The sequence below is a fragment of the Arenibacter catalasegens genome (genome assembly GCF_002909235.1).
Classification (GTDB): Bacteria; Bacteroidota; Bacteroidia; order Flavobacteriales; family Flavobacteriaceae; genus Arenibacter; species Arenibacter catalasegens.
Genome location: NZ_PHQQ01000033.1, coordinates 18,807 through 42,544, shown reverse-complemented (window position 1 = coordinate 42,544; position 23,738 = coordinate 18,807). Strand labels below are relative to the sequence as shown.

The 23,738-nt window shown below is 38.5% G+C and carries 22 protein-coding genes and 1 tRNA gene; 10 read left to right on the top strand and 13 right to left on the bottom strand.

The annotated features are described in order from the left end of the window. Positions 1–46 precede the first annotated feature (46 nt). Together rpsB and tsf are read left to right on the top strand one after the other, a co-directional pair. Positions 47–1,180: a 30S ribosomal protein S2 gene (rpsB, locus tag CWD90_RS20525; RefSeq protein WP_103477931.1), complete on the top strand. Its 1,134-nt coding sequence runs from the start codon at positions 47–49 to the stop codon at positions 1,178–1,180. Between the two features lie 100 nt (positions 1,181–1,280). After that, the gene (gene tsf, locus CWD90_RS20520) at positions 1,281–2,105 is read left to right on the top strand and encodes a translation elongation factor Ts (RefSeq protein ID WP_103477930.1); all 825 of its coding nucleotides are present in this window, start codon (positions 1,281–1,283) and stop codon (positions 2,103–2,105) included. Positions 2,106–2,274: 169 nt separating this feature from the next. Here the strand turns inward: tsf and CWD90_RS20515 are convergent, their stop codons facing one another. Further along, positions 2,275–4,167, bottom strand: coding sequence for a M61 family metallopeptidase (locus CWD90_RS20515; protein ID WP_103477929.1), 1,893 nt, complete (start codon positions 4,165–4,167; stop codon positions 2,275–2,277). A 244-nt stretch (positions 4,168–4,411) separates the two neighbouring features. On the opposite strand from CWD90_RS20515, the gene pyrH reads away from it, so the two are divergent. The 6 genes from pyrH (at position 4,412) to CWD90_RS20485 (ending at position 12,050) form a co-directional block, all read left to right on the top strand. Next, entirely contained in the window at positions 4,412–5,119 is a 708-nt protein-coding gene (pyrH, locus tag CWD90_RS20510; protein ID WP_103477928.1) for a UMP kinase, read from the top strand. 43 nt (positions 5,120–5,162) lie between these two features. After that, on the top strand, positions 5,163–5,717 hold the full coding sequence (gene frr / locus CWD90_RS20505; protein WP_103477927.1) for a ribosome recycling factor: 555 nt from the start codon (positions 5,163–5,165) through the stop codon (positions 5,715–5,717). A 290-nt stretch (positions 5,718–6,007) separates the two neighbouring features. After that, positions 6,008–8,410, top strand: coding sequence for an efflux RND transporter permease subunit (locus CWD90_RS20500; protein WP_103477926.1), 2,403 nt, complete (start codon positions 6,008–6,010; stop codon positions 8,408–8,410). A gap of 102 nt (positions 8,411–8,512) precedes the next feature. Next, a complete protein-coding gene (gene asnS / locus CWD90_RS20495; protein ID WP_103477925.1) occupies positions 8,513–9,946 on the top strand; it encodes an asparagine--tRNA ligase in 1,434 nt (477 codons plus the stop codon). Between the two features lie 41 nt (positions 9,947–9,987). Continuing rightward, on the top strand, positions 9,988–11,445 hold the full coding sequence (gene rpoN, locus CWD90_RS20490) for an RNA polymerase factor sigma-54 (RefSeq protein WP_103477924.1): 1,458 nt from the start codon (positions 9,988–9,990) through the stop codon (positions 11,443–11,445). Continuing rightward, the gene (locus tag CWD90_RS20485) at positions 11,445–12,050 is read left to right on the top strand and encodes a hypothetical protein (protein WP_103477923.1); all 606 of its coding nucleotides are present in this window, start codon (positions 11,445–11,447) and stop codon (positions 12,048–12,050) included. Before rpoN ends, CWD90_RS20485 begins: the two co-directional genes overlap by 1 nt. Here CWD90_RS20485 and CWD90_RS20480 read toward each other — a convergent pair. From CWD90_RS20480 to CWD90_RS20445, 8 genes are all read right to left on the bottom strand, one after another. Continuing rightward, the gene (locus CWD90_RS20480; RefSeq protein ID WP_103477922.1) at positions 12,045–12,737 is read right to left on the bottom strand and encodes a porin family protein; all 693 of its coding nucleotides are present in this window, start codon (positions 12,735–12,737) and stop codon (positions 12,045–12,047) included. The genes CWD90_RS20485 and CWD90_RS20480 overlap by 6 nt on opposite strands. 87 nt (positions 12,738–12,824) lie before the next feature. Beyond that, positions 12,825–13,307: an ExbD/TolR family protein gene (locus CWD90_RS20475; protein WP_103477921.1), complete on the bottom strand. Its 483-nt coding sequence runs from the start codon at positions 13,305–13,307 to the stop codon at positions 12,825–12,827. Between the two features lie 25 nt (positions 13,308–13,332). Next, positions 13,333–13,953, bottom strand: coding sequence for an ExbD/TolR family protein (locus CWD90_RS20470; protein ID WP_103477920.1), 621 nt, complete (start codon positions 13,951–13,953; stop codon positions 13,333–13,335). 14 nt (positions 13,954–13,967) lie between these two features. Further along, positions 13,968–14,411: a hypothetical protein gene (locus CWD90_RS20465; RefSeq protein WP_103477919.1), complete on the bottom strand. Its 444-nt coding sequence runs from the start codon at positions 14,409–14,411 to the stop codon at positions 13,968–13,970. Between the two features lie 26 nt (positions 14,412–14,437). Next, positions 14,438–15,187, bottom strand: coding sequence for a MotA/TolQ/ExbB proton channel family protein (locus CWD90_RS20460; RefSeq protein ID WP_103477918.1), 750 nt, complete (start codon positions 15,185–15,187; stop codon positions 14,438–14,440). 79 nt (positions 15,188–15,266) lie between these two features. Beyond that, positions 15,267–15,354: transfer RNA gene (locus CWD90_RS20455), tRNA-Ser, on the bottom strand. Between the two features lie 66 nt (positions 15,355–15,420). Then, positions 15,421–16,467 (bottom strand): asparaginase, encoded by a 1,047-nt coding sequence (locus tag CWD90_RS20450; protein ID WP_262494965.1) that lies wholly within the window; start codon positions 16,465–16,467, stop codon positions 15,421–15,423. A gap of 81 nt (positions 16,468–16,548) precedes the next feature. After that, positions 16,549–17,316 (bottom strand): TatD family hydrolase, encoded by a 768-nt coding sequence (locus tag CWD90_RS20445; protein ID WP_103477917.1) that lies wholly within the window; start codon positions 17,314–17,316, stop codon positions 16,549–16,551. Positions 17,317–17,354: 38 nt separating this feature from the next. Here CWD90_RS20445 and CWD90_RS20440 point away from each other — a divergent pair, with 38 nt between their 5' ends. Further along, positions 17,355–17,795, top strand: coding sequence for a retropepsin-like aspartic protease family protein (locus tag CWD90_RS20440; RefSeq protein WP_103477916.1), 441 nt, complete (start codon positions 17,355–17,357; stop codon positions 17,793–17,795). 112 nt (positions 17,796–17,907) lie between these two features. Here CWD90_RS20440 and odhB read toward each other — a convergent pair whose 3' ends face one another. Beyond that, the gene (odhB, locus tag CWD90_RS20435) at positions 17,908–19,131 is read right to left on the bottom strand and encodes a 2-oxoglutarate dehydrogenase complex dihydrolipoyllysine-residue succinyltransferase (RefSeq protein ID WP_103477915.1); all 1,224 of its coding nucleotides are present in this window, start codon (positions 19,129–19,131) and stop codon (positions 17,908–17,910) included. A 113-nt stretch (positions 19,132–19,244) separates the two neighbouring features. After that, positions 19,245–22,061: a 2-oxoglutarate dehydrogenase E1 component gene (locus CWD90_RS20430; RefSeq protein WP_103477914.1), complete on the bottom strand. Its 2,817-nt coding sequence runs from the start codon at positions 22,059–22,061 to the stop codon at positions 19,245–19,247. Between the two features lie 104 nt (positions 22,062–22,165). Here CWD90_RS20430 and CWD90_RS20425 point away from each other — a divergent pair, with 104 nt between their 5' ends. Further along, entirely contained in the window at positions 22,166–22,696 is a 531-nt protein-coding gene (locus CWD90_RS20425; RefSeq protein ID WP_103477913.1) for an alpha-ketoglutarate decarboxylase, read from the top strand. A gap of 1 nt (position 22,697) precedes the next feature. Here the strand turns inward: CWD90_RS20425 and CWD90_RS20420 are convergent, their stop codons facing one another. Then, positions 22,698–23,054 (bottom strand): hypothetical protein, encoded by a 357-nt coding sequence (locus CWD90_RS20420; protein WP_103477912.1) that lies wholly within the window; start codon positions 23,052–23,054, stop codon positions 22,698–22,700. A 183-nt stretch (positions 23,055–23,237) separates the two neighbouring features. Further along, a complete protein-coding gene (locus CWD90_RS20415) occupies positions 23,238–23,666 on the bottom strand; it encodes a hypothetical protein (protein ID WP_103477911.1) in 429 nt (142 codons plus the stop codon). Positions 23,667–23,738 lie beyond the last annotated feature (72 nt).

Below are 23,738 nucleotides of genomic sequence, written 5' to 3'. Positions count from 1 at the left end.
CACTTTAGTATTGCTAATTCAAAGGAACGTAAACTAAAAAGTAAAAATGGCAAACAAAGTTGAAGTAAAAGACCTTTTAGAGGCAGGTGTACATTTTGGTCACCTTACCAGAAAATGGAATCCAAACATGGCTCCTTACATCTACATGGAGCGTAACGGGATTCACGTTATCAATCTTTACAAAACAGTTGCAAAATTAGAGGAGACCAATGAGGCCCTTAAGAAAATTGCAGCCTCCGGTAGAAAAATACTTTTCGTAGCTACCAAAAAACAAGCAAAGGATATTGTTGCTGAAAAAGCAGGTAATGTTAATATGCCCTACATCACAGAAAGATGGCCAGGTGGTATGTTGACCAATTTCGTTACTATTCGTAAAGCCGTTAAAAAAATGGCTTCTATTGATAGAATGAAGAAAGACGGGACTTTTAACACACTTTCCAAGAAAGAGCGTTTACAAGTTGATCGTTTGCGTGCGAAGTTGGAAAAGAACTTAGGTTCTATTTCTGAAATGACACGTCTACCAGCTGCTTTGTTCATTGTGGATACCATGCGCGAGCATATTGCAGTAAAAGAAGCACAAAAATTGAACATTCCAATTTTTGCTATGGTAGATACAAATTCTGACCCACGTCCAATCGATTATATAGTACCATCCAATGATGATGCTTCCAAATCTATTGAGGTCATTATGGCATCTGTAACTGCTGCTATAGCCGAGGGATTAACAGAACGTAAGTCTGAAAAGCAAAGCGATAAGGAAGGTGGAGATGAAGCCAAGCCTAAAGAGAAAAAAGCAAAAGCAACTTCTGAAGAAAAAGTAGCAACTGAGGAAAAAGAAGTTCCAGCAGAAAAAGCCGCTCCAGTAGAAAAAGCAGCAACTGAGGCAAAAGAAGCTCCAGTAGAAAAAGCTCCTAAAAAAGCCACAGCGGTAGATGACCTTACCAAAGTAGAAGGTATTGGTCCAAAAATTGCTGAAATTTTTCAAGAAGCAGGCATTCACACTTTTGCTGATCTAGCCGACAAATCAGAGGATGACCTTAAAGACATTCTTACTGAATCGGGACCAAGATATGCCGCTAAAAACCCTGCATCATGGCCAAAGCAAGCCCAAATGGCTGCCGATGGCAAATGGGATGAATTGCAAGAATGGCAAGATAGCGTTAAAGGAGGCGTAGAATAGTCCTCTTCTAATTCTAACAAAACAGTAAATAAATTTAACATTCACCTGGATTAGGACTACATAAGCGTCCTAATCCAGGTGATAATTAAAACAAAATAAAATGGCTAAAATTACCGCCGCAGAGGTAAACAAATTAAGACAAACAACTGGTGCAGGCATGATGGATTGCAAAAACGCACTGGTTGAAGCTGAAGGGGATTTTGAAAAAGCAATTGAAATCCTACGTAAAAAGGGACAAAAAGTTGCTGCCAAGAGAGCCGATAGGGATTCTTCTGAAGGGGCTGCAATCGCTAAGGTAAATGCAGACAATACTTCTGGTGTTATTATTTCTCTAAACTGTGAAACCGATTTTGTTGCAAAGAACGATACTTTTGTTTCTTTGGCCAACGAATTGGCTGACCTTGCCTTAAATTTTGACACTAAGGAATCTTTCTTGTCTGCCGATTACAAAGGAATGTCTGTACAAGATAAACTTACAGAACAAACAGGTGTAATAGGTGAAAAAATTGAAATAGGTGGATTTAGCAGACTTTCTGCTCCATTTGTTGGTTCATATATACACGCAGGAAACAAAATAGCCACATTGGTAGGACTTTCTGCCGCTGTTGATGGTGCAGATGTTGCTGCAAAGGATGTTGCCATGCAAGCTGCTGCAATGAACCCAGTAGCCTTGAACGAAGCAGGTGTTGACCAGTCAATCATCGATAAAGAAATCGAAATTGCCAAAGATCAATTGCGTCAAGAAGGAAAACCAGAAGCTATGTTAGACAACATCGCTAAAGGAAAATTAAATCGTTTCTTTAAAGACAATACTTTGGTTAACCAAGATTTTATCAAGGACAGCAAACAAAGTGTAGCCCAATACGTAAAATCTGTTGACTCCAAATTGGAAGTAACCGGATTTAAGAGGGTCGCTTTAGGATAACACTAAAAGCATTAGCATATTAAAAACGCCTTTACAATGTAAAGGCGTTTTTTGTAACCATAAGTTGGCACTTAAAATAAAATAGCCGCCACTAACATTCTTTAAATCAAATTGCTTCTTCTTAAAAGATTCGATGATTTCCAACTAAAACAATCCTTTCAAGAAGCCTTTATCCTTTCAACCAAGCTTCCCGTAGCTTGATCTGTTGCCCAGATGCCCCATCCATGGGTACAAGTTTTATGGCCTTTAATGTTGGCACCCCTACTCTACCTGTCAAACTAAGATCTTCATCCCCTCGTTTCACCACCATGGTTATTTCCCTGTCCGGTGCCCAACCAAAGCTCATACCTATAATCCCCCTCATTATTTCTAAGGTTATGGGGGTTCCATCTATACTTTTAATAATATCTCCACCTTTGGCTCCAATGCCATTAAAAAAAGAATTTAGAGTAATTCCCTTACGAATAAACACTTCATTCTCATTAGCAGGATCAATATCTATAAACGGTATGTCCCCATCTAAAAAATAGCCAGTGGATTGCTCTTGAGATTCTTTTCCAAGTCCTACTTTTCGCCAATAATCATCATAATTTATGGGGGTTTCACCAATGACATGAACCTCAAAGAAATCTCTTATTTCCGGATACGTCATAGCTTCAATTTCATTGATCAAGTTGTCATCTTCAAAAGGAGTAGATTCCCCATATTTTTTTGAAAGCTCCTTCATTAACCACAAAACTCCTTTTTCACCTCCACTTAATTCCCTAAGCTTAATATCCAAGGCCATATTTATCAAGGCCCCTTTCTCATATACATTGGCATAATTACCCTTATAGGGCTCTTCCAAAATATTTTTGCTCATGACGGTAAACGACATCTTATCATCATAGGAATTAGCATTCCCCTCCTTATCCATAAGTCGCTTATAAAACTCCTCCTCCGAAATCAACCCCTGTTGAATTTGAAACAGATTGGCAAAATATTCAGTAGTCCCCTCATACATCCACAGATGCATGGACATTTTGGGGTCGTTGAAGTCGAAATATTGGATTTCCTTGGAATGAATGGTCAAGGGTGTAACGATATGAAAAAATTCGTGGGAGACTATGTCGATCATTGATTCCTCTAACCGTTCTTTGGGTATTTGTTCTGGCATAATCAACACCGTGGAAGAATGGTGCTCCAAAGCTCCAAATCCAGTAGCATCCTTGCCCTCCATATCCGAAAGATAAAGGATGATAGTGTAATTTTTAGTACTGTTGATATCACCCAAAAATGTCTTTTGGGCCCGCATCATTTTTTCCATACTACCTTTTAAACCTGCCGCCGTATAATGTCCATTTGGAGAATACACACTCAAAGTAACCGAAATATCATTTACCTGAAAGGTCTCCATACTGGGCTTGGAGTACATGATAGGGTTGTCTATCAACTCAAAGTACCTCTTTGCAACAAAAACATCCGTATCAGGTGTTTTCACATTTTGAATCCCCTTGGTCAAGGAGGTAGCTGGTTCCATACCCTTTGGAGCTGTAATTTCCAAAGCATATGGCAATTCCTGCAAACCTTCAAAATAACCCACGAATCCATGAAGGTTCAACATAAAATTCTTTCCTTCCAGAATATTGGTCCCTGCAGGAGAAAATACCTTATCCTCCACTTCTCTCTCGGTATCATAGGTATCATTTACCCAATAAGCAACCTTGTCCAATTGCCTGGCATTACTAATTTTCCAAGTATTCTCATCTATTTTCTCAAAGGGCAATTCTCCCCCCTTGTAATCAAGTGCCTTGAACTGACCTACATATTTACCATAATTATCCGCGCTATATGTCCCTGGAACTGTTTTAGGAATATAAAAAGATATGTTCTCAGATGTAAAAGCGCCAGGATCTACCTCCACAAAAACCTGATCATCCACCACCTTGACCAAATCAATTTTAGCAACAATACCCGCCTTATTCGCAGCCACCAATGACTTGGAAGTACCACATCCTTGTAGCATCAACATTGCTATCCCAAAAAACCATAAATTTTTAAATAACCTTAATCTATTTGACATTTTCAATTGATTTTACCTATTGTTATTCCTTAAAAAGCCAAAAGCCTTAAAGACCCCTTACATGGCAACCCATAGCTCTTTACCCATATTAATGGGTCGAACTCTAGTATTCCACGCAAGATTATAAAAATAATTCTACCTTCCCATATCCATTATGAAATAATTAAGGATACATGAATCCATCACCTCAAGATGCTTCATAAATATTTTTGATTATTTTTGCTTCAAATTAATCAACATCAAGATGCATTACAAAAGAATACTTTTAAAACTCAGTGGAGAAGCCTTAATGGGAACAAAGCAGTATGGTATAGACGGTCAACGTCTATCTGAATACGCCGAGGAGATTAAAGAGGTGGTAGCCAAGGGCATAGAAGTAGCTATTGTTATTGGTGGTGGAAATATTTTTAGAGGATTGGCGGGAGCCAGCAATGGAATGGACAGAGTACAGGCAGACCACATGGGTATGTTGGCCACAGTTATAAATGGATTGGCACTTCAAAGTGCTTTGGAATTAAAGGGTGTACAAACTAGATTGCAATCTGCTATAAAAATAAATGAGGTAGCAGAACCTTTCATAAGAAGACGCGCTATGCGACATTTGGAAAAAGGCAGAGTAGTAATTTTCGGTGGTGGTACTGGCAATCCCTATTTTACAACAGATTCAGCAGCAGTTCTAAGGGCCATAGAAATTGAGGCCGATGTAATTTTAAAAGGTACTAGGGTAGACGGAATTTATACCTCGGATCCTGAAAAAGACAAAACAGCCACAAAGTTCGATACCATTTCCTTTAAAGATGTTTTAACAAAAGGGCTTAAAGTTATGGATACTACCGCCTTTACGTTAAGTCAAGAGAACGAATTGCCAATTGTAGTTTTTGATATGAACAAAAAAGGGAACCTTATGAAATTGGTTTCTGGAGAAAACATAGGAACGGTCGTAAATCTATAGTTTTGGCACTATTTGTGTTAAATCAATTTAAAAAAAATAGCAAATGAACGAAGATATTATATTTATACTGGACACCACCAAGGAAGGAATGGATAGCGCTATAGCCCACTTGGAAAAAATGTTCATAAAAATTAGGGCGGGAAAAGCAAGTCCAGTAATGTTATCCAGTGTAATGGTGGAATATTACGGTTCCCCCACCCCTTTATCCCAAGTTGCCAATGTAAATACTCCCGATGCTCGAACTTTGTCCGTTCAACCTTGGGAAAAAAACATGTTACATGAAATTGAAAAAGCTATAATGAACGCCAATCTTGGATTTAACCCTATGAACAATGGCGATTTTGTAATTATCAACGTGCCTCCACTAACGGAAGAACGCAGGAGAGATTTGGTAAAACAAGCCAAAGCGGAAGCCGAAGATGCCAAAATTGGTGTCCGTAACGCAAGGCAAGAAGCCAACAAAGAGATTAGAAACCTAGACGTATCAGAAGATTTACAGAAGAATGCAGAAGGCGATGTGCAAACACTTACAGACAAATATATAAGAAAGATCGATGCCTTCCTTGAGACCAAAGAGGCAGAAATCATGAAGGTTTAAACCTTATCACTAACAATTTTAAAAGAGCGACCAATTGGTCGCTCTTTTAATTTCTATGTATATTTTCAATTTGAAAAATATCATTTTCACGGCGACTATCGCAGGCCGAATAAATCGATCCCTTGAACCCAGTATTTAATTCAAGCTTTCTAGGAACAATAACAATCATTCTCTACCTTTGCGCTCGAATAATTTTAGGATTCAACAAGCGGCTGTACAATTGGGACAGCTAATTGTACATAACGGATTGCATGCCCAAAATGGCATTATAAAATAAGACGTTTCACTAGATGGTTGCAAAGATAACGCGAGGGTTTTGGGCAAAAATAGCAAGGATAATACTTAGAAATAGAATTCTAATTCTAGTCTTACTGGCCATCATGACCATTTTTATGTCCCTGCAATGGGACAAAATGAGGTTTTCAAATTCACAGGCCAACCTCTTGCCGGATCACCATCCGGTAAATCTGGAATACCTATCCTTTTTAAAACAATTTGGAGAGGAAGGAAATGTTGTCGTACTGGCAGTCAAGGACAGCTCACTGTTTACACCTGAAAAATTTAATCGCTGGAACAAGCTAAGCAAACAATTGGGAGCTTTCCCTGAAGTAGATTTCGTATTGTCTACGGATAATCTACAAGAGCTTATAAAGGATACTGTAAAGCAAGAATTTGTTATGCAGCCTTTTTTAAAGCAAGCACCAAAAACCAAAAAGGAGGTAGACAGTTTAACCAATCACCTTTTTAATGAACTCCCCTTTTACGACAATCTTATCTACAATAAAAAAACTCGTACTATACGCAGTGTAATTTATTTGGACAAGGACATCGTAAATACTTCGGTACGGAAAGACTTTATATTGGAAGACCTATCCACCTTGGTCAAGAATTTTGAAAAAGAAACTGATCTTGATGTCCATATTTCAGGAATGCCCTATATAAGAACCATGAATTCCCAGAACATTATCGATGAGATCGGGAAATTTATTCTTGCTGCGCTTGGGGTTACTTCATTGATTTTCTTTTTCTTTTTTAGAAGCTTTAGGGCAACCATTATTTCCATGTTTGTTGTGATTATAGGAGTTATGTGGGCTTTTGGGATTTTGGGACTACTGCAGTATGAAATTACGGTTCTTACTGCCCTTATTCCACCATTAATAATTGTTATTGGCATACCTAACTGCATCTTCCTTATAAACAAATACCAACAAGAAGTAAAAAAACACGGTAACCAGGCATTATCCTTACAGCGTGTAATCTCGAAAATTGGCAATGCTACCTTGATGACTAATGTAACTACCGCATCAGGTTTTGCCACATTTATAATAACCGACAGTAAATTACTTAAAGAGTTCGGGATTGTTGCCTCAATCAATATTATTGGAATTTTTGTGCTATCTCTTTTGATAATTCCAATTATCTATAGCTTCATGCCCCTTCCAAAACACAAGCATTTGAAACACTTAAACACCAAGTGGATAGAAACTTTTGTAAGTTGGATGGAAAGCATCGTAAGGGATAGAAGGATTACGGTATATATTGTATCCATAGTGCTTTTGGTCGCCAGTATAATAGGTATATATCAAATAGATATTTCAGGAAGCCCCATAGAGGATATGCCAAAAAAGGCAGAGTTTTTTCAGGACATACGCTTTTTTGAACAGGAGTTCGACGGAATAATGCCTGTGGAGATTGTAGTGGACACGAAAAGACCCAAAGGGGTCTTAAAACCTTCCACCCTAAGGAAAATGGATGAATTAGGAACAGTAATTCATGAGATTCCTGAACTTTCCAGACCGGTTTCCGTTGTAGACCTGGTCAAGTATTCCAAACAGGCATTTTACAGTGGTATCCCTAAATATTACCAACTCCCCACCGCCCAAGAGAACACTTTTATCATGGATGTGGCCAGAAAATCGGCCGATAACGGCAATCTTCTCAAAAGTTTTGTGGATAGCACTGGACAAGTAGCCCGGATAACCACCTACATGAAGGATGTAAAAACATCTCGCATGGAAGCAATCGAAGCGAAATTAAAAGAAAATATTGATAAGATATTTCCATCGGACAGGTACAAGGTAACCATGACAGGTAGTGCCCTCCTATTTTTAAAAGGGACCAAATATTTGGTGAAAAACCTGATAATGTCACTTGCCTTGGCAATTGGACTTATTGCGCTCTTTATGGCTTATTTATTTAGGTCTTTTAGGATGATTGTCATATCCTTGATCCCAAACTTATTGCCTTTAGTGATAACGGCAGGTGTCATGGGATTTGTAGGCGTCCCCATAAAGCCTTCCACTATTTTGGTATTTAGTATTGCCTTTGGAATTTCAGTGGACGACACCATACACTTTCTGGCGAAATATAGACAGGAACTCATCGCAAACCATTGGAGAATAAAAAAATCGGTCTATGCCGCCTTGAGGGAAACCGGAGTAAGTATGTTTTACACCTCCATTGTCCTTTTCTTTGGTTTTTCGGTCTTTGTAATTTCAAGTTTTGGAGGAACTGTAGCCTTAGGCGCCTTGGTTTCTGCAACCTTATTGTTCGCCATGCTGGCCAACCTTATTCTTTTGCCGTCATTACTGCTTTCCCTTGAAAGAAGCATTGCAAACAAACAAGTGTTAAAAGAACCGCAAATAGACATTCTCCCCAAAGACGAATTAAATATCTCTGATAAGGAAGAATAACCTAATTATTAAAATATTTTCCCCCTGGCAGGTACAGGTATATACTCAATTTTTATTTTTGCAAAAAGGCTATCTTTGCCACTTAATTTAGAAGGAATTCAAATGAATACAATTAGCATAAAAGAGCTATTATCTTCCGATCATTTACACCAAGAAGTTATTGTTAATGGTTGGGTAAAAACATACAGAAGCAATAGATTTATTGCTTTGAACGACGGGTCAACCATAAACAACATACAATGCGTAGTAAATTTTGAGGAATTTGATGAAAGTTTACTTAAGCAAATAAATACGGGAGCGGCACTTGGAATAAGTGGCACTTTGGTAGAAAGTCAGGGCAAGGGACAATCCTTGGAAATACAGGTTAAGGAAATAAGGGTTCACGGTGGAGCCGATCCAGAGGCCTACCCTATTCAACCTAAAAAACACTCCTTGGAGTTTTTGAGGGAAAAGGCACATTTACGGGTACGAACCAATACCTTTGCCGCCATTATGAGGGTACGCTCGGCACTTTCTTTTGGGGTACATCAGTATTTCCAAAAGAATGGATTTTTTCATGTGCATACACCAATAATAACTGGTTCGGATGCTGAAGGAGCTGGAGAAATGTTCAGAGTATCCACTTTGGATAGTAAAAAACCACCCCTAACGGAAAAAGGGGAAATAGACTATAAGGAAGATTTTTTTGGCAAAGAAACCAATTTAACGGTTTCTGGACAATTAGAAGCAGAAACATATGCCATGGGATTGGGAAAGGTTTACACTTTTGGACCTACCTTCAGGGCCGAAAACTCTAACACGTCCAGACATTTGGCTGAATTTTGGATGATTGAACCCGAAGTAGCCTTTAATGACCTGGACGCCAACATGGATTTGGCAGAAGACTTTATTAAAGAGGTTATTAAATATGTGCTAGAAAACTGTTTGGAGGATCTACAATTCTTGGAACAGCGATTATTGGACGAAGAAAAAAGCAAACCACAAGCCGAGCGCAGTGAGATGCCATTGATCGAAAAACTAAAGTTTGTTTCGGACAATACGTTTAAGCGGGTAACCTATACCGAAGCCATAGATATTTTAAGAAACTGCAAGCCCAACAAAAAGAAGCAATTTAAATATATTATCGATGAATGGGGAGCTGACCTCCAAAGCGAGCACGAGCGCTTCCTGGTCGAGAAACATTTTAAATGTCCCGTGATACTATTTGATTATCCCGCTAAAATAAAGGCGTTTTATATGCGTTTAAACGAGGATGGCAAGACCGTTAGGGCAATGGATATATTATTCCCAGGGATTGGAGAAATAGTAGGTGGATCTCAACGAGAAGAACGTTTGGATATCTTGCTGGAGAAGATTAAGGCCCTAGGAATTGATGAAAAGGAACTTTGGTGGTATTTAGACCTTAGGAAATTTGGATCTGCCGTGCATAGCGGTTTTGGACTTGGTTTTGAAAGGCTCGTATTATTTGCAACCGGAATGGGCAACATAAGGGATGTAATCCCATTTCCAAGAACCCCACAAAATGCCGAGTTCTAAACATAATTCTTTAACTTTATAGGAAAGATTATCAATTTTTTATGCTGAAACAACACTTACAGTTTAAGTTATCGCAGAAATTATCTCCACAACAGATACAGTTGATGAAGTTGATTCAATTGCCTACGCAAGCATTTGAACAAAGACTAAAACAAGAACTGGAAGAAAATCCTGCTTTGGAAACTGGAAAGGAAGAAGGTGAAGCCGAACAGGATGAATTTGATGATTTATACGACAATGAAACCGATAGCGAAAGCATAAATGCCGAAGATATAAATATTGACGATTACTTAAGCGATGACGAGGTTCCGGATTACCGTACCCAAGCCAATAATTACAGTGCCGATGATGAGGAAAAAAGTGTTCCATACGCTGCTGGAATTTCTTTTAATCAATATCTAATTAACCAGTTAAATACTGTTTATTTAACGGATGAAGAATGGTCTATTGCCGAGTTCTTGGTGGGCAGTGTGGATGAGAGCGGTTATATTAGAAGACCGCTTACCGACATCATGGACGATTTGGCCTTTACACAAAATATATATACAGAAGAAAAGACCATTGAAAAGGTATTGCGTTTAGTTCAAGACCTTGACCCGGCTGGTGTTGCCGCAAGAACTTTGGAAGAATGTCTTCTTATTCAATTGAAAAGAAAAGAGGTTACTCCAAGTATTGAGTTAGCTATTGTTTTATTGGAGAAATCTTTTGAACAGTTCACAAAGAAACACTATCAAAAACTTATTCAGAAACACAATATTTCAGAGGAACAGCTGAAAGGTGCCATTACTGAAATTGAGCGCTTAAACCCTAAGCCAGGTGGCTCATATTCCGGAAATAACAGAATTGTGGAACATGTGGTCCCGGATTTCACCATTCGTATCGTTGAGGGGGAATTGGAGATTACCCTTAACGGAAGAAATGCCCCAGAACTTCATGTTTCCAGAGAGTACAACAATATGCTACAAGGGTACAAAGATTCCAAGGAAAAATCTAAATCCCAGAAGGACACGGTAATGTTCATTAAACAGAAGCTGGATTCTGCCAAATGGTTTATAGATGCCATTAGACAACGCCAGCAAACACTTTACATTACCATGAACGAAATCATGGAATATCAAAAAGAATATTTCCTTACGGGCGATGAACGCAAACTGCGACCCATGATCCTCAAGGATATAGCTGACGGTATCGGCATGGATGTTTCGACGGTTTCCAGGGTAGCCAATAGCAAATATGTAGATACTCCTTATGGCACAAGGCTGATAAAGGATTATTTTTCAGAATCCATGAAGAATGATCAAGGAGAGGATGTATCCACTAAAGAAATAAAGAAAATATTGGAAACCGTTATTGGAGAGGAAATTAAGAAAAAGCCACTTACGGATGATAAATTGGCCGCTATACTCAAAGAAAAAGGATACCCTATTGCCAGGCGAACCGTTGCCAAATACAGGGAACAATTGGATATCCCTGTAGCGAGGTTGAGAAAACAGATTTAATGCGACTATTCCTAAAGATTATATCTTACCTACTACACCCGCTTTTTATACCCTTTGCAGGCACCATAGCCTACTTTTTGATTACTCCCAAATACAGTCCATTGGAAGTACAGAGTGGCAATATATTGCCCATTTTTATATTGACTATAATAATTCCTATCATCTGTTATTTAATCCTTCGGAACGTCGGTGTTATAAGCTCAGTATTTATGCCAGATCTCAAAGAAAGGAAGTATCAACTTTATATTAGCCTTGGACTACTTTTAATGGTCTTGTTCAAAGTTATACCCAACAACTTTACCATAGAGCTACATTACTATTTTTTAGGCCTTATAGCAGGCTTATTTAGCGCCCTTGTTCTGCTTTTCCTAAACTTCAAATGTAGTATGCACCTATTGGGCATGGGTAGCCTATTGATGTTCCTGATAAACCTTAGTATTCATTTTGAGATTAACGTCACTATTGCCATTAGCATAGTAACTCTGCTTTGTGGCCTAGTTGCCACCTCCAGACTTTACTTAAAAGCCCACACTAAATCGGAAGTCATAATTGGTTTTGCAATTGGCCTGCTCACTCAACTATTTACAATCAAATTTTGGCTATAAAATATAGAATATAAGTCCTACGTTTAAAGGCTTAAGCTCTATATTCTCCCCAGATTCCTCCATAACACCATCCTTGAACAACGGACTTATTGCGTAGTAAATATGGATATTAAAGGTATTGTATCCCACATTTAAGGTTAGGCCGTATTGAAAATCCCTAATATCCTTGTTAACAAAGACAATTCTATCCGTACTGGAAACAAACTTGGACCTACCATCAAAAACATAGCCGGCCTTAATACCGGTATATACCCGCCAAAATTTGTATTCCTTAGGAGTCGAATTTCGCCACCTAAACTGAAAAGGAAACTCTAAGACATGGGTGGCTATTTTGTTTCTTTTAAAATCAGCATCACCATCCAGTACAGAGTACTCTAATTGGGTACCCTGTTGCGAGGCCAATAGATTGGTATAGTAGGAATTCATAGCATACCCAAAGCCTATTCCCAGACCAAAAGTCCTATCATAACTAAGCGGAATATCCTTAATAAAACCAGCTTGTAATCCGTATGATAAATTTCTCTGGGAAACGCCACTAGGAAGCTTTGTGGTAAAATTATAGGTAAGCCCCATATAAAACTGATCTTCAAGGTACTTTCTATCCTCTTTTTGATCGGTATCCAAAACTTGCCCGGTAGCAAAGGCAGCAGAAAACATAACAATTGCTAATATGAAGGTGCTTCTCATAACCCTCTAAAGGTAATTAATTAAACATAAAAAAACGCTTCAAATATAAGCATTTGAAGCGTTCCGATTCTCTTATCCTTTTACTAACTATTGTAAATTCCTGAAGGCATCACCGTCATAGGTGGTATAATTTACTTTCAAGGCATTTACCTTTCTAAGTTCTTGTTTAATATCTGAAATAATACCCATATTGGCATCCTTGTCCACCTTAAGTGCGGTTGTCAATACATTTTGTAATTCTTGTGGCTTTTTGGCCCTTTCCATCAAAATATAATCTCCTACATCAGATGCGGCAGCAAATTTATCGTTCAATTGAATTTTAGATTCGGTACCATAAGTCTTTTCATATTCACGGGTCGGTTTCCCAACATAAATATAAATTACCCTATCCTTTTTCTCCAGTTTTTTAATTTCTGTAGCATTTGGAAGTACGTTTTCAACCTTAAGAGTACTATCTTTCATTACCGTAACCGTCATAAAGAAGAACAAAAGCATAAAAACGATATCTGGCAATGATGCAGTATTCACCGCAGGTAAAGCCGCATCCTTTTTCTTATTAAATTTTGACATAGTATCTAGTTTTTAACTTCTGAATTTAGTTTGACGATGTTTCAGCCTCTGAAAGCTTCTGAGGAAACAAATCCTGGATTTTCTTTACCTTTTCCTTCAATTCGTCACGAACGTTGTCCGGAGTTTCAGGGTTAAGATATTCAGCTTCCATATCCGTAAAGTTCTTTTTGAACAAACGTTGTGCCTCTCTGTCCCTAAGATCATTATAGGCTCCAACCAATTCATTCTGAACCGTGATATAGGTCCCGTATTTGGTCTCCCTATCGTTCTTTAGTGATATGATAGCCTTGGAAGGGCTATCGGAAGAGGATAAATCCCTGGTCCCTTTACAATAGCTACAATAATCTGCAGCTCCCGAAGGCGCACCACCATTATCCAAAAAAGCTATGGCCTTGGCCCTTAAATCCTTAATATTTGTTAACTCATCATCAGCCAATAATTGTCCGTCACGGTTTATGTTGACCTGAAAAATATTCTTTTGCTTAATGATTACATCGTTTTCTGGCGGCTCTATTGGTGGCAACATACGATCTAAACCTGCATCTGTCTCAATAGTGGTAGTCACTAAGAAAAAGATAAGTAATAAGAACGCTATGTCTGCCATAGAACCTGCATTTACCTCTGGTGGTGCTCCTCTTTTTGGCATAATATTATATTTTATTATTTACTAATCATTTTCTTAACTCCAGACCACAACATAGCACCTACTGCTATTATTGTAAGGATGAAGAATACATTTAATCCCATTCCTATGGTTTTAACTGTACTTTCAGTGGTTGGAACCCCTTTTCTGGCCATTTCATCCAAATTCACGTCTGTTCCATTAGCCAGTGCATAAGCAATAACAACGACTACTAAAAGACCACCTATCCCAAACAAGGTTTTCTTTAGGGCTCCCTTGGACGTAAGTAAATTCATTAATCCAAAAAGAACCGAGGCCACTATCGCAATGCCCAACAATAAATAGGTGATAATGAACATAAAGTTCATAGACCCATTATTTATGGCTTCCGTTGCCGGAACGTCTCTACCTGGAAGCTGGAACCAAAGTATGGCCCCGATCACTCCGAGTACAACTAATATTATTTTAACTATTTTATGCATGATACTTTAAGTATTTAGTGTGCGACTTATTTTTTGTGATCTGCCAACATATCAATCAAAGCGATTGATGAATCTTCCATATCATTTACAATACTGTCGATCTTTGCAATGATATAATTGTAGAAAATCTGAAGGATAATCGCTGTAATAAGACCAAATACCGTTGTTAATAACGCCACCTGAATATCACCTGCAATAAGTGAAGCACTTAAGTTACCTACTGCTGCGATTTTCTGGAAGGCCTGAATCATACCGATTACCGTACCCATGAACCCAAGCATCGGAGCTACTGCAATAAACAAGGACAACCAAGAAACGTTTTTCTCCAATTGACCCATTTGCACACCTCCGTAAGCTACAACCGCTTTTTCAGCAGATTCGATACTGTCTCCAGCTCTTTCCAATCCTTGATAGTAGATAGAAGCAACTGGACCTTTTGTATTTCTACAAACTTCCTTTGCAGCTTCAATACCACCAGAAGCCAAAGCATCTTCTACTTGTTGCTTTAGTTTTGTTGTGTTGGTAGTCGCAAGATTTAAGAAAATAATCCTTTCGATCGCTACTGCCAAACCAAGAATTAAACATAAAAGAACGATACCCATAAATCCGGCACCACCCTGTATAAATTGCTCCTTAAGCACTTGAGTAAATCCTTTTTCCGCTGCTGGAGCCGCATCTTGCAAAATAGCTGCTGCTGCAACAACTTTTGCACTTACTGTATTTGTACCTGCCACAAATAACCCAGCTGTTGCTAGGATAGAGAATAGTCTTTTCATTTCTTTCAAACTTAAATTTAGTTAGTTAATAGGGTTAAAGATAAAAAAAAATCGCAATATAAAAATTAAAACTTAACAGCAGAGAGGAAGGGATTCGAACCCTCGATACCCTTGTGGGGTATACACACTTTCCAGGCGTGCGCCTTCGACCACTCGGCCACCTCTCTAGTTCTTCTTATCGGGCAGCCAAATAACAAAAAAAATATTAGTTAAAGAAATTTAGACCGTTATTTTTATTGCATTTCACCCCTGAGAGATGTTTCATATATGGTTTTGAACAACTTAGGTGAAACATTATTACCAAGCAAATACATTAACTTGGCTATAGCAGCTTCCGTCGTAATATCCTTACCATTAATAACTTGTAATTTCTGAAGGTGCTTACTGGTTTCATAATGCCCTATAAGAACACTCCCTCCTGAACACTGTGTTACATTTATAATAAAAATTCCTCTATCCATGGCTTTTTTCAATTCCAATGCAAACCAATCGTTAGTTGGAGCATTTCCTGAGCCATAAGTTTCCAAAACCACTGCCTTTAAGTTAGGGGAATTTAAGACATTGTGCAACACAGATTGATTAAAACCGGGAAATAATTTTAAAATTACCACATTTTGATCCATTTTTAAATGGACTTTTAACTTTTTGGATGGGTTGGGCCTAATTAAATACTCCTTATTTACTTTTAAATGTACCCCGGATTCGATCAAAGGCGGGTAATTTAATGATGCAAAAGCTTCAAAATGTTCCGCATTTATCTTTGTGGTCCTATTTGCCCTATATAATTTATATTCAAAATACAGACCAACTTCTTGAATTACCGGCCTGTTATCCTCCCTCAATGCTGCAATCTGAATTGAGGTAATTAGATTTTCCTTGGCGTCCGTTCTTAGGTCACCGATAGGCAACTGGGAACCCGTAAATATCACCGGTTTCTGTAAATTCTCCAACATATAGCTCAAAGCAGAGGAAGTATAACTCATGGTGTCACTGCCATGAAGCACAACAAAACCGTCATAAACATCATAATTATCCTTGATAATAGTAGCGATGTTGACCCAATGGCCAATATTCATATCGGATGAATCTATTGGCACATCAAAAGAAATGTTATCTATATCACAATCCAACTGATTTAGCTCAGGGATATTTTTAATCAATTTCTTAAAATTAAAAGCCTTTAGGGCCCCAGACTCATAATCCTTGACCATACCTATGGTCCCTCCTGTATAAATGAGGAGAATTTTGGTATTCTTAACTGTGGAGGTGCTGTTTTTCAATTTTAATTTTTATTAGAATGCAGAATAGGAAAATATGTTATTATGGAATCAAGTATACCAAACACTGCGCTCAACTACTTTCTAGACCCCAAATATTTCCTGGGAATTGGCAGTAGTAATCGCCGCTATTTCTTCCTTGTCCACCCCATAAATGAGCGACAACTTTTCAAGGACATTAACCAAATAAGCACTCTCGTTGCGCTTACCTCGATAAGGAACAGGTGCCAAATAAGGAGAATCGGTTTCCAAAACCACATGATTCAGATCTATTTCCTTTAAAAAGGTATCTATTTTACCGTTCTTAAAGGTTGCCACTCCCCCAATACCCAATTTCATGTTATACGAAATAGCCTTAAGTGCCTGCTCAAAAGTACCTGTAAAACAATGAAAAATACCGAACAGCTCCCCACCTTTTTCTTCCTCCAAAATATGGAATATTTCATCGAAACCATCCCTGCAATGGATTACAATGGGATAAGCATATTTCTTTGCCCATTGTATTTGCTGCTTAAAGGCTATCTGCTGTTCCTTAAGAAACGTTTTATCCCAGTATAGGTCAATACCAATTTCCCCCACTGCATAAAACTTCCTTGAGGCCAACATCTCTTCTACATGGTCCAGTTCATCCAAATAATTCTCCTTTACATGGGTTGGATGCAATCCTGTCATCAGAAATATATTATCTGGATAGGATTTTTCCAAATCCAACATGGCTGTGGTATAGGATGAATCGATTGCTGGAATAAAAAAGCGCTTTACCCCCAAATCCATAGCCCTCTCTATAACCAAATTGCGATCATCATCAAAAGCCTCACTATATAAATGGGTATGCGTATCTGTTAATATCATAGAACAAAAATAGGATTATCTTTGACAAAAAAATAAATATGCCCAGTCTTAAAGTTTTTCTACATAAAAAAAAATATGTCACTATTCCCTTGGTCTTAACGGCAACAAATCATTTTGAAGTTGCTGCCACTATCAATGGTGTGAAAGGCAGGTTTATTTTAGACACAGGAGCATCAAACACATGTATTGGTTTGGACAAAATAGATTTCTTTAAATTAAATTCCAAAGACTCCAAAATAAAGGCCGCAGGTGCTGGTGCTACAGAAATGTTTACAAAACTATCGACTAAAAACAGAATAGAAATGGGCAGTTGGTCCAAGAAAAAACATAAAATTGTCCTGTTCGACCTCGTACATGTAAATGAAGCTTTAACATCGCATAAAGCTATGCCAGTGGACGGCATTATAGGTGCTGATATCCTAAAAAAAGGTAAGGCAATTATTGATTACAAAAAAAACCGCCTATACCTAAAACAATAATAACAATCAACGTGCGTAAAAAAATAAGACCTGCCAAGTTTTAAAAACCTGGCAGGTCAATTCCAATTCTATTACATTATTACATGAGGGGCCATGCCCCTTGAGTACTATATTAAAGCTCTAACGCTTTTTTTACGTTATTGTCCAACAACAACTCTTCCGGATTCTCCAATGCCTCTTTTACCGCCACTAGAAACCCTACAGACTCCTTACCATCTATAATACGGTGGTCATAGGACAGGGCAACATACATAATTGGTGCAATTGCAATGGCCCCATCACGTGCAATGGGTCTTTCCACTATATTGTGCATTCCTAAAATTGCACTTTGTGGTGGATTGATTATTGGAGTGGATAACATGGAACCAAAAACCCCGCCATTGGTAATCGTAAAAGTACCACCAGTCATCTCATCTACGGTAATTTCACCCTCACGAGCTCTAATGGCCAACCTTTTCACCTCGGATTCCACACCCCTAAAGGTTAAATTTTCTGCGTTGCGTATCACTGGCACCATAAGCCCCTTTGGTCCTGAAACCGCTATACTGATATCACAGAAATCAAAGGAAATCATTTCCTTACCATCTATCATGGAGTTAACGGAAGGGTACATTTGCAATGCTCTTATTACCGCTTTGGTGAAAAAGGACATAAAGCCTAAACCAACATTATGCTTTTCCTTAAAATCTTCTTTATACTGATTTCTCAATTTAAAAATAGCCGACATATCCACTTCATTAAAGGTGGTCAGCATGGCCGTCTCATTCTTGGCCGACACCAACCGCTCTGCCACCTTACGACGCAACATGGACAACTTGGAGCGACTTTCACCTCTAGACCCACCTGTAGGTGTACCCATTGATGGAACCGCTTTTACAGCATCTTCCTTGGTGATCCTTCCATCCTTACCAGTACCTTTAATAGAACCGGCATCCAACTCTTTTTCAGCTAAGATTTTCTTAGCTGCTGGGGAAGCCGACCCGGAGGCATAGGAAGTTTTTTCAGGTTTTGCCTCAGTTTTCTTTTCAGCCACCTCTTTTACTTCAGGTTTTTTCTCCGCTGGTTTTTCCTCACTTTTGGCAGCCCCTTCCGGTTTGGAAGCACTAGTATCTATTAAACATACTACAGAGCCTACAGCAACGGCATCTCCTACCTCTGCTTTTAAAGTAATTATTCCACTCTCCTCTGCTGGCAATTCTAAAGTAGCCTTATCGGAATCCACTTCTGCTATAGCCTGATCTTTTTCAACATAATCGCCATCACTTACCAACCATTCCGCTATCTCTACTTCCGTAATGGATTCCCCTGGAGAAGGGACTTTCATTTCTAAAATCATGTTTTATAATTTTAATTTGTGTTTTGACTGAACTCTTATTATAATTTGTATTTCATAAAATACCCCATAACTCATTTAAAACAGATTAGCTCCATTCTAACCATTGGGATGTTTTATGGTTTGATATTTGAGACACCGGGATTCAAACCCATGTTGTTCTTTTCTATATCAAAAACATAATCAATTACCTGTTGATGCCTTCGTTTGGAACGCACAGCACTACCAGCCGCCGGGGAAGCGTAAAATCTTCTTGAGGCCACCCTTAATTTATGCGCCTCACTAAAATGCATTATTAAATGACCCCATGCACCCATATTCCTCGGTTCTTCCTGGGCCCAAACCTTATCTTCGGCATTCTTATACTTCTCCATAATCGCTTTCATTTGTTTTACTGGCACCGGAAACAATTGCTCTACCCTAACCAAGGCAACATCTTCTCTTTTATTTTCTTCCTTAAACACCAAAAGGTCATAGTAGAATTTACCGGTACAGAATACCAAACTCTTTATTTTGGACACCTCAGCAGTAGCGTCGTCTATTACCTCCTGGAATCCACCATTCGCAAATTCCTCTACTGTTGATACAGCTCTGGGATGCCTCAACAAACTTTTGGGCGTAAATACAATTAGTGGCTTCCTATAGTTCACTTTCATTTGCCTCCTTAACAAATGGAACATATTTGCTGGTGTGGACACATCGGCAATAAACATATTATCCCTAGCGCACAATTGCAAATACCGCTCCATACGGGCCGAGGAATGTTCCGCCCCCTGGCCTTCGTACCCATGTGGCAATAACATAACCAGTCCATTCTGCAATTTCCATTTATCCTCTGCTGCCGAAATGTACTGATCGATCATAATTTGGGCGCCATTGCTAAAATCCCCAAATTGGGCTTCCCAGATGGTAAGCGTATTGGGGCTGGCCATGGCATAACCATAATCAAAACCAACCACTCCATATTCCGACAAAAGGGAATTATATATTTGGAAAGTTCCCTGTTTTTCAGATATATGGTTCAAAAGCATTACTTCCTCCTCACTTTCTTCAACTTTCATAACCGCATGACGATGAGAAAAAGTACCTCTTTCTACATCCTGACCAGACATTCGCACGCCATAACCTTCTTCCAAAAGAGTACCATAGGCCAAAAGTTCCCCCATGGCCCAATCCAAAGTGTCATTTTTAAAAAACATGGACTTACGGTCATTGACCAATTTCTCAACTTTACGCAAGAACTTTTTATTCTTAGGCAATTCCGTAAGCACTTTTGCTATTGCCGTAAGTTTCTTTTTGTCATATGTTGTATCTACCGCATCCATCATTTCCCATTCGCGAACATGGGTATACCCACTCCATTCATCCGCCATAAATGGGGTTATTACGGTCTTATCCTCTTTCCTGGAATCTTCCAATTCCTCCTCCAAAGAAGCTTTATATTGCTCCTCCAACTCCCTCACAAAGTTGCCGTCAATTACTCCTTCGGCCAAAAGTGCTTCAGCATAAATATCTCTGGCATTTTTATGCTTGGCAATTGCTTTATACAATTTAGGCTGGGTAAAACGGGGTTCGTCACCTTCATTATGTCCGTATTTCCTGTACCCCAATAGATCTAAGAAAACGTCTCTTTGGAAACGCATGCGAAATTCCAAAGCAAATAAGGAGGCATGAACTACTGCCTCTGGATCGTCCGCATTGACATGGAGTACTGGACTCAGGGTCACTTTGGCCACATCCGTACAATAGGTAGAACTACGTGCATCCAAATAATTGGTCGTAAACCCAATTTGATTATTTACTACAATATGAATGGTACCATTGGTTTTATAGCCTTCCAAATTCGCCATTTGCACCAATTCATAAACCAATCCTTGACCTGCAATTGCAGCGTCTCCATGCACTATAATTGGTAACACTTTGGAATAGTCGTCACTGTAACGGGCATCTTGCTTTGCCCTGGCAATACCTTCAACAACAGCACCAACAGTTTCCAAATGGGAAGGGTTTGGCGCAATGTTCATAATAATCTTCTTCCCATTATTCGCTTTCCGCTCTGAAGTCCATCCCAAATGATATTTTACATCCCCATCAAAGATTTCCTGCTCATAATCTTTCCCATCGAACTCGCTAAAGATATCTTTCGCCTTCTTTCCAAAAATATTGGTCAAAACATTTAAACGGCCTCTATGGGCCATTCCCATAACAAATTGTTCGACCCCCATTTCGGCCGCCTTTTCCACTACGGCATCCAAAGCAGGAATCAACGACTCATTACCTTCCAATGAAAACCTCTTTTGCCCTACATATTTGGTATGCAAAAACCCTTCAAAGGAAACCGCTTCATTTAATTTCTTTAGAATATGTTTTTTTCTATCCGTATCGTATTTTGGATGATTATCATTGATATTCAACCAATTTTGAATCCATTCTACCCGTTCCGGGTTTCTAATATACATATACTCTACACCTATTGCATCACAATAGATGCTCGTAAGATGCTCTATAATTTCGCGCAAGGTGCTGGGACCTATACCTAAAATTTCCCCTGCGGTAAAAGTGGTATCTAGGTCACTTGGTGTTAATCCAAAATTCTCAATGTCTAGTGTCGGAAAATATTGTCTTCTTTCTCTTACAGGGTTTGTTTTAGTGAACAAATGCCCTCTTGTTCTATACCCATCTATAAGTCGGACTACCTGAAACTCCTTCTGTAGTTTCTGTGGAACATCTACTTCATGACCCCCAGCAACGGACAATGGTGCCATTTGCAAATCATCGGCCAAAGCTTCCATGGAATTTTCCACGCCAAAATCGAATCCTTGAAAAAAGGCCCTCCAACTTGGCTCTACACTGTCTGGATTTGTTAAGTACTTATCGTATAATTCTGCGAAATAAGAAGTATGCGCAGCATTTAAAAAGGAATATTTATCCATGAAAATGTCTCTCTGTCTTTTGAACAAAATTTATTCAAAAATACAACATTTAGCATATCTAAGCTTATCTAAGCCCTGAATAATGGAAAAATATTACAATAATTATGATAAATCGTTATTCCTTAAAAAAAAGGTTGATTTTATGTGTTTTTTTCACGGCGTTTAGCTGCGTGGGCTATTCTCAACTGACTCCACGGAATTCTAATTTTTGGAATGAGGTACATTTTGGAGGCAATTTAGGCCTCGGATTTGGCAAAAATTCCTTCAATTTATCAATCTCTCCAAGTGCCATTTATCAGGCCACCGAACAATTGGGTTTGGGCGCAGGACTCAATTTTAACTATGCCAAATTTCAAAATGCAAAACTCCTGGCCTACGGTGGAAGTGTAATATCATTATTCAATCCAATTCCTGCTTTGCAACTTTCGGCGGAATTGGAACAGCTAAGGGTTAATCGTGAACTTGAACTGGACGGCGGTAATCCAAAAGAAGATTACTGGTCACCAGCCTTGTTTCTTGGAATTGGCTATGGCAATAGAAATGTGACCATAGGCATACGATACGATGTATTGCATGATCCTCAAAAAAGCATTTATTACAATGCATTAATGCCTTTTGTACGGGTATATTTTTAGGCTAGGAACTATACTCATTTCTAAACCATACTTTTTGCCATTCCCGTTTTAGTATCTCGAAGGTCACTTGGTCTGAAATTTCAACCACATCTGTAGCCTCAATGGCTTTGACCACTTTCTCGGGCACATCAATAATGTAAAGCAAGTTTAAATAGTCCGTAAATTTTTCCATGATCAAATAATACACCTTCTCGTGCACCAGAGTTTTCAAATCCTCCGGTACTATCTGGGTAGGTAAGTCTATAAACACATTGGCTAGAACGAAATCCTTTTGCAATTGCAAAACTAGATTTTCATAGAGACTCTTATTCTCTGCATGCTCTAGAAGTGACGAAATATTGGGGAAATTTACAACCATATGCTATTTACGAAATTATGTTTTAAATGGTTTTTCAGAAATGCAATAAAACCATCTTTTTTCTAAATTCCCCAATCTTAATCCTAAACATTTTTAAAAACTCAATAAACGGACCAAGAAAAAACGATACCTCATCGTTTTACAAACATCTGCCCAGCCAATTTATTATATGACTAAAATGAATCAAAGATTATTGAGCACCAAGTCCGTTTCCCCTTCAATAAGCAAAATATGACAGCAATCTGCACCCACGGTATAATCTGAATCTACCACCACGTCACCATCAACATATCCCTTCAAATTTAGATCAACCTTCTTATTCCTATATTTCATGACATACTTATCACTAAACAAAGGGTAGACACCATTTTCACCCATCCATTCATACTCACTACTTGTAATATCCGGCGTAATATCCTCTCCATTTGGCAGAATCACTACTTTAATTTCATCCAAAACTACAGGCTTACCTTCCTTGTCTTTGACGCTAATTGTAATAGTCCTATATTCTTCTGTACAGGCTACATTTAAACAATCCAAAGCATCCTCATCACTTTTATTATTACAGCTCAGTACTAGCAACAGTGTTATTAATCCAAATAAGTATTTCATTTTCCTATTTCTAGAAGGATACAAAATCTTCTTGTGGATTGCGTACATATCGAAGAAACATCCGGTTCCATT

Bases quoted from the DNA above. Each gene is read 5' to 3' on its own strand.
- pyrH (WP_103477928.1), top strand. From the start codon at position 4,412: ATGCATTACAAAAGAATACTTTTAAAACTCAGTGGAGAAGCCTTAATG.
- frr (WP_103477927.1), top strand. From the start codon at position 5,163: ATGAACGAAGATATTATATTTATACTGGACACCACCAAGGAAGGAATG.
- CWD90_RS20470 (WP_103477920.1), bottom strand. From the start codon at position 13,953: ATGCCAAAAAGAGGAGCACCACCAGAGGTAAATGCAGGTTCTATGGCA.
- CWD90_RS20515 (WP_103477929.1), bottom strand. From the start codon at position 4,167: ATGTCAAATAGATTAAGGTTATTTAAAAATTTATGGTTTTTTGGGATA.
- CWD90_RS20415 (WP_103477911.1), bottom strand. From the start codon at position 23,666: ATGAAATACTTATTTGGATTAATAACACTGTTGCTAGTACTGAGCTGT.
- tsf (WP_103477930.1), top strand. From the start codon at position 1,281: ATGGCTAAAATTACCGCCGCAGAGGTAAACAAATTAAGACAAACAACT.
- CWD90_RS20420 (WP_103477912.1), bottom strand. From the start codon at position 23,054: ATGGTTGTAAATTTCCCCAATATTTCGTCACTTCTAGAGCATGCAGAG.
- odhB (WP_103477915.1), bottom strand. From the start codon at position 19,131: ATGATTTTAGAAATGAAAGTCCCTTCTCCAGGGGAATCCATTACGGAA.
- CWD90_RS20460 (WP_103477918.1), bottom strand. From the start codon at position 15,187: ATGAAAAGACTATTCTCTATCCTAGCAACAGCTGGGTTATTTGTGGCA.
- CWD90_RS20485 (WP_103477923.1), top strand. From the start codon at position 11,445: ATGCGACTATTCCTAAAGATTATATCTTACCTACTACACCCGCTTTTT.
- rpsB (WP_103477931.1), top strand. From the start codon at position 47: ATGGCAAACAAAGTTGAAGTAAAAGACCTTTTAGAGGCAGGTGTACAT.
- CWD90_RS20445 (WP_103477917.1), bottom strand. From the start codon at position 17,316: ATGATATTAACAGATACGCATACCCATTTATATAGTGAGGCTTTTGAT.
- CWD90_RS20465 (WP_103477919.1), bottom strand. From the start codon at position 14,411: ATGCATAAAATAGTTAAAATAATATTAGTTGTACTCGGAGTGATCGGG.
- CWD90_RS20430 (WP_103477914.1), bottom strand. From the start codon at position 22,061: ATGGATAAATATTCCTTTTTAAATGCTGCGCATACTTCTTATTTCGCA.
- CWD90_RS20480 (WP_103477922.1), bottom strand. From the start codon at position 12,737: ATGAGAAGCACCTTCATATTAGCAATTGTTATGTTTTCTGCTGCCTTT.
- CWD90_RS20500 (WP_103477926.1), top strand. From the start codon at position 6,008: ATGGTTGCAAAGATAACGCGAGGGTTTTGGGCAAAAATAGCAAGGATA.
- CWD90_RS20440 (WP_103477916.1), top strand. From the start codon at position 17,355: ATGCCCAGTCTTAAAGTTTTTCTACATAAAAAAAAATATGTCACTATT.
- rpoN (WP_103477924.1), top strand. From the start codon at position 9,988: ATGCTGAAACAACACTTACAGTTTAAGTTATCGCAGAAATTATCTCCA.
- CWD90_RS20475 (WP_103477921.1), bottom strand. From the start codon at position 13,307: ATGTCAAAATTTAATAAGAAAAAGGATGCGGCTTTACCTGCGGTGAAT.
- asnS (WP_103477925.1), top strand. From the start codon at position 8,513: ATGAATACAATTAGCATAAAAGAGCTATTATCTTCCGATCATTTACAC.
- CWD90_RS20425 (WP_103477913.1), top strand. From the start codon at position 22,166: ATGATAAATCGTTATTCCTTAAAAAAAAGGTTGATTTTATGTGTTTTT.